General features: G+C 60.2%; 3 protein-coding genes and 1 pseudogene. 1 reads left to right on the plus strand and 3 read right to left on the minus strand.

All coding sequences use genetic code 11. The features are described from left to right. Window positions 1-762: 762 nt before the first annotated feature. Window positions 763-1,487 (plus strand): annotated as a pseudogene (locus tag IEW17_RS20365) (IS5 family transposase); the annotation flags it as partial. Window positions 1,488-1,629: 142 nt separating this feature from the next. On the opposite strand, the gene IEW17_RS20370 reads toward IEW17_RS20365, so the two are convergent. From IEW17_RS20370 to IEW17_RS20380, 3 genes are all read right to left on the minus strand, one after another. Continuing rightward, complete coding sequence (locus tag IEW17_RS20370) at window positions 1,630-3,909, minus strand: TonB-dependent receptor family protein (RefSeq protein ID WP_188563905.1); 2,280 nt, start codon at window positions 3,907-3,909, stop codon at window positions 1,630-1,632. A gap of 609 nt (window positions 3,910-4,518) precedes the next feature. Next, window positions 4,519-5,301 carry a porin family protein gene (locus tag IEW17_RS20375; protein WP_188563906.1) on the minus strand — a complete coding sequence of 261 codons (783 nt, stop codon included), beginning with the start codon at window positions 5,299-5,301 and terminating at the stop codon, window positions 4,519-4,521. A 492-nt stretch (window positions 5,302-5,793) separates the two neighbouring features. Beyond that, the coding region (locus IEW17_RS20380) for a transposase (RefSeq protein WP_188563907.1) at window positions 5,794-6,079 on the minus strand (286 nt) is incomplete at its 5' end.

The following is a 6,079-nucleotide window of genomic DNA, read 5'->3' on the forward strand; positions in this document are numbered from 1 at the left end:
CAATCGAATACGCTTTCATACCGAAAAATAGGTGAAAATCTGTACACGGAACAGGAAACCGCTCTATGTGACGCACTAGGCGGCGGTTGGCGCGGGATGGGCTTGCAAATCAGGCCGCCCGCTGCGTTTGCCAGCTCCCTTGAAATAACTTGCTTATGAACGCTGCCTAAGTGCCAAGCCACTAGCTTTTAGCTAATAGATGTCAGCTTTTGTTCTCATAGCCAAGTGATTATACCGGCTTCATTGTTCGTTTAATTAGGGCTTGGCACTTACTGGTATTATTTGATCAAATGAGCCCGCAGGGAACCGGGATGGCCTAGGAGCGCAACAGTGTCGACTCGCAACACAAGTTCAGCCAAACGGTCGTGGCTTAAACGCACGCTGTTCAAAAAAACGCGCGTTAAAATGTGGGCCTGAGCGCAGGGTACGGGGTTCTCGTTACAACGGGGCGAAAAATTACGTTAAGCCACAAATCATTGTTTGTCAGCATGTTTTGTAGGCGTATCGAAAAACGTTCGTTTTGTAAGGCCATTATGGAGCAAGTAAAAAGCGGCCTTTACTGTCCTGCTATGCGTCTTTTCGTGCTATCTCACTAATAAGTGACGCTCCTTGAGGCTTTCTGTCGGGATAGCGAGAACCCTACCGTAATTTCTCGCCCCGTTGTGACGAGAACCCCTTAGAGCGTGAGGACAATTACCTTTACTTTGGCAATCGTTTATAACGAAGAAACTATTTATGAGAAGACATGAGATTAGTGATGCTCAATGGCTGGTGGTGAGTCCCCTTTTGTCGGGCAAAGCCATGGATTGCGGGGTAACGGGTAAAGACAACCGCTTGTTTTTCAACGCTGTCGTGTGGATAATGCGCACCGGCTGCCCGTGGGCCGACCTGCCCGAACGCTTCGGCAAATCCAACACCGTGTGCAAGCGCTTCCGGCGCATGGCGACCAAAGGGGTTTGGGAGCGGGCCTTCCAGGCCCTGCAAGCCCCCGAACTGGACTGGGTCATGCTCGATTCGACCGTCGTGCGGGCGCACCAGCATTCAGCGGGCCAAAAAAAAGCAACGCCGCCACCGAGTGCCTCGGACGCAGCCGCAGGGGCATCGGCACCAAAATTCACGCCTGCGTTGAGTCGCTGGGCAACGCCGTGCGTCTGATTGCGACCGAAGGCCAGGCGGGCGACAGCCCGCAGGCGCTGCCCTTGCTGGCGGACCTAGAGCCGGGCAAAGTGCTGGCCGACACGGCTTACGACAGCGACGCAACCCGCGCCTATTGCACCGAAAAGGGCATCAAAGCCGTCATTCCCAGCCATCCCAACCGGGTAGAACCCTTGGCAATGGACGAAGAAACCTACCGCGACCGCAACAAAGTCGAGCGCTTTTTTGGCCGCCTCAAGCAATACCGCCGCCTGGCCACCCGCTACGAAAAAACCGCCGTTTCCTTCCTCGCCTTTTGGCATATTGGTGCTACGCTAGATTGGCTTAGGTAAATAAATAAATTTATGATTGTCCTCACGCCCTAGTCGGCCTCGAAGAAAAAAAGCAGCGAACCGCGTGGTCCGCTGCTTCGGGTTGAAAGCCATGGGGCCCCTACGGCTTTTTGTTTGCAGGCAAATTGTCCAGCCCCCTCTTCTACAAGGTTAGCCCCAGACCAGCGAACCACGTGCGGCCGTCGGCGGGCAGGATGCCCGGGCCCGGATACCCGCCGGCCCGGCGGGTGAAGTAGCGCGCGTCGAACACGTTGTTCACACCGCCGCTGAGGCGGTAACGGCCCTCGCGGCCCAGCTTCCAGGTGGCCGAAAAGTCGGCGACCTGATAGGCCGGAATGGCGCCGGTCTGGGCGTTGGCCGTGGGCTCCTCGGTGTTGTTGGCGTCGGCGTACACTCCGTCCACGTAGCTAAACTGCCCGGTCACCGACACGCCTTTGTGGGCAAAGGTCAGGCCCGTGCGCAGGGTCTGGCGCGGGGCGTTTTCCACGTACTTACCGTCCAGGTTGCTTTCTACAATCCGGGTGCCGGCGCCCATGCCGGTGAGCGTGGTCACGGGCAGGTTGCCGTAGCGGGCGTCGAGCAAACTCAGCGCGGCGAACAGGTCGAGGTGGGGCAGGTTGAGGTTGCCGGTCAACGAATGAATCAGGTCCAGCTCGGCGTAAGCTTCCAGGCCGTGGGTCTGGGTGCGGCCCAGGTTGGTGCGAAACTGCTGGGTCTGGCCGGCGGTGCCGCCGGGCACGGGCCGGCGGATGGTGCCGATGCGGTCCTCGTAGTTGAGGAAAAAGTAGCCCACGTCGAAGCGCAGCCAGTTCTTGAAGGTGCCGCGGTAGCCCACCTCGGCGGTGTAGCCGCGGGCGTCCTTCAGGTTGGGGTCAATGACGTCGGCCGTGGCCGGCGGCACCAGGTCGCCGAAGAGCACGGGGCGGAAGGCGCGCGAGTAATTGGCGTAAAGATTAGTGGCAGCTGATACCTGGAACTCGCTGCCCAGGCCGTAGAGCAGCACGTTGCGACGGCTGGTTTGGTCGGCCACGCGGTTTTCGGTGCCGTTGGCGGCCCGGCCCAGGTAGCCGGTGCCGGTGTTGCGCAGGTAGTCGTAGCGCACGCCCGGCGTGAAGCTCAGGCGGGTGCCGGCGTGCAGCAGCAGCTCGGCAAACGCGGCGGCGTTGGTGGTAGTGAAGTCAAATTTGTTGGTGAAAAGCCCATTGCCGGTCAGCGTTAGGTCCAGGTCGTTGCCGGTGGTGCCGGTGCCGCGCTGGTGGCGCGACGTGGTGGCCCGATAGGCGCGCAGGCCGGTGGCCAGCGTGTGGGTGCGGCCCAAAAAGTCCAGGTCCTGAGTCAGGCGCAGCTCGGCGCCGAGGTTGCGGTAGTCGTCGCGGTCTACTTGGCGGGCGGCAAACTGTTGGGTCCGGCGGTTCACGGTGTCGAGCGCCGGCAGGCCGTTAACAAAGCCTACGCTGTTGCGCGCGGCCACCAGACCGAAGGTTTTCAAACTAACCCGGGTCCGCTCGCCGGCCTTATAGTCCAGCGTGAGGGCCGGCACCAGCCAGGGCGTACTGAACCAGTTGCGCGCCCGGGTGCTCTGGCGGCTGTTCTGCGCAAACTGGGCGTCGGTCAGGCCGCCGGGCTGCTGCAGCTGGTTGGTCATGTAGGTCAGCTCGGCGTTCAGGGTCAGCCGCTCGCTCAGGGCCACGCGCACGTTGCCGTACAGGTCGTCCACGCGGAACCGGTTGTTGGAACGCCAGCCGTCGCCCTGGCGGTGGCGGTAGTAGGCGTAGTAGTTCACCTTACCCACGGTGCCGCCCACGGCGTTGTAGGAGTTGAGCAGGCCGTTGGAGCCGGCCGTGTTGCTGGTTTCAATTTCGACTTTCTTGTCGCGGGACCCGCGGCGGAGCTCGTAGTTGAGCAGGCCCCCGAACTGCGGCCCGAACTGCAGGCCCGCGCCGCCGCGCAGCAGCTGGATGCGCTCAACGGCTTCCAGCGGCGGGGCGTAGTAGGCTTCGGGGTAGCCAAAGGCGTCGGCGCTCACGTCGTAGCCGTTCTGGCGCACGTTGAACTCCCAGCTGCGGTTGGGGCTCAGGCCCCGGGTGGCGATGTTAATCTGCTGGCCCGAGCCGTCGTTTTCCCACACCATCAGGCCGGGAATGCGGGCCATCACCTGGCGCATGTTGTTCTGCACCAAGTTGGCGTTCACTTCACGGGGCTTGATGAGCTCGTTGCGGCGGCCGGCCGTAATCGTGGTGCCATCCACGGGCGCGGTAAAGTGGGGAGCGGTGCCGGTCACGGTTACTTCGCTCAACACTTGGCGGCGGGTGGTGTCCGGGGCTGGTGCCTGCTGGGCCTGGGCCGTGGGGATGAAAGCGAGCGTGGAAAGGGCAAAGCTGCCGATAATAGCGGCAGGGGAACAGTGTAAGAAGACGGGCATTAGGTAAACTTTGCTCGGTAAAACGCTACAAAGGTAGTATTGTTTAGAATGATTACAAATAAGAAAAGTTTGCCCATTACCTGTATGATTTCCAAGGACCCGTTTTCAGCACCTGCTCAGAGGCCGAAAACGCGCGCCGCAGGCCTTGCTGCTAACTCCAACTGGGCTTATCGACCTTCAGTAGTGGGGTTCCCTTCGCTACGCATAGCAAGGACTGCCAGAGGCCTTCCTCAATCAAAACTTCTCTATCGTCGGCCTTGATTAAAAGTTTGGTACGGATGTTACATGGCTTACCCATCCACCCGATTTGGGGTACCGGAAAGCCCTCAAAAGTGCCTGTTGGATACTTTGATTGCCGCTATGCGTTTCGGATACCGCATTTTGTCGCGCTAGCAGCCACCGGGAGGCAGTAGGCAGCCAGTACCTTAAAACGCCCGTTTTTGTGCCTCGCGCTTGTTTATCAATTCAATAGCTGGATTGACGTAACATCTGTACCAAACTTTTAACCAAGGCCCGTTCACCGAAAGGAGGATTTCCAACGCGCGGCCCTGACCCGGCGTCGTTCCCGGTGGAACCACCTGCGGGCGGCCAGGGACAATTTCCCGCCGTTTAGTCCCGGGGCCCGAAGGCGAAATACGTCAGCGAGAGGCGAACGGCCCGGTTGTAATACGGGGACGCCGTGAACCCGCTCCCGCCGCTGAGGGTGGGCGCCAAGCTGCGCAGCCCGTGCGTGTACCCCACTTGGAGCAGGGCCGGGCCGTAGCGGTACCCCAGGCCTGCTTGCAGGCCCGCGTCCCACGGCCGTACGTACTCGCCTCTCCCAAAGACAGGCCGGGCGTCGGCGGCCCGCACGCGGCCCCTGACGGGGGGGGCGCCCGGGGCCACATCGGACGTTTCGTAGCGACCGGCCAGAAACTTCGCCGCGTAGAGGCCGGCGTATCCCTGGATACCTTGTCCGTTGGCGAACTGGGCGTACGCCACGCTCACCGGCACGGTCAAGTAATTCAGGCGGTACTCCGCCCGGGCCGCCACGCGCGGCGCGCCATTCGCCACTAGCACCTGGTCACGTTGCGTGTAGCCTTGGCGGGTGTAGCGCGCCCCGGCTTGCAGGGCCCAGTGACCGCCGCGCGCCCACTGCCCGGCCACTCCGGCCTCGAATCCGCTCCGGAGCCCGATGGTCGTGGCGCGGGGGCCGCCCGGTTCCACTCCGCGCACATCGGCCCCGTTAAGCCCCCCACTGGGGCCAAAATGAAAGCTCGTTCGCGCTAGTGTGGGCAGGTCTTGGGCCTCCATGACGCGGCGGTCCGGGGCAGGAGCGCCTTGGGCCCAGCCGGCCAGGGGCAACATCAACGAGAACAAGCTGGGTAGCCAGCAACGGGCAGAAAGGAACATACTTGACAAAAGAAGAAAGGAAGCAAAGGAAACGACGCGACAGCGGAGAGCAACCCGCACCCCCGTCTGGTAGTCCAAGAGGCACCAATTGCACCAAGCGTTGCACCGGGTAAGTTGGCAACCCCCGAATGGCGAACGAGTCACTGGCCTTATTATAGCAGGCAGGGGGTAAAATTACTGTAAGCAGTTCCTAGCCAGGGTCAGAAAGCCGTAACTTATTGTCCCTTTGAAAATTAGGGCCTGCCAATCTAATAACTCAAGAAAACGAGGTTCAAAAAGGCAGTCCATAAATGAGCAGCCATTTGGCTTATTGGACCTAACTTTTTGGCCCGCACTAAAATAGTAATTTCCTCAAAGCGAGTCACATACAATATAGGCTTTATCTTTAGCGTAAATTTGTCTGCCCGCTGCTATAAGAAGGCCTTACTGCGTTAACGACTTACCATCGTAAAAGGCGAGCACCTTGCGGCGGAAGATAGAGCAGTTTCCAATTCAGTGTACATGATAGCCGCAATGGTCAAACCAGTTTTTGGCCTCGTGCTCGCTTATCCATTCGGCCGCCGTGCGAATGGCTTCTTCCAGCGCGTCACGGGTGCGGGCCTGGGCCTTGCGCAGCCAGGTTTTAAGTTTGCTGAAGGCCAATTCAATCGGGTTAAAATCGGGGGAATACGGGGGCAGGTACAGCAGCCGCGCCCCGTATTTTTTGACCACCTGCTCCAGCCCGTCTACCTTGTGCACGGACAGGTTATCGAGCACCACCACGTCACCCGGCCGCAGC

The sequence above is a fragment of the Hymenobacter frigidus genome, assembly GCF_014640435.1.
In the GTDB taxonomy this organism is placed as follows: Bacteria; Bacteroidota; Bacteroidia; order Cytophagales; family Hymenobacteraceae; genus Hymenobacter; species Hymenobacter frigidus.

Coding starts and splice junctions, on each gene's coding strand:
- IEW17_RS20375 (WP_188563906.1), bottom strand. CDS start 5,301: ATGTTCCTTTCTGCCCGTTGCTGGCTACCCAGCTTGTTCTCGTTGATG.
- IEW17_RS20370 (WP_188563905.1), bottom strand. CDS start 3,909: ATGCCCGTCTTCTTACACTGTTCCCCTGCCGCTATTATCGGCAGCTTT.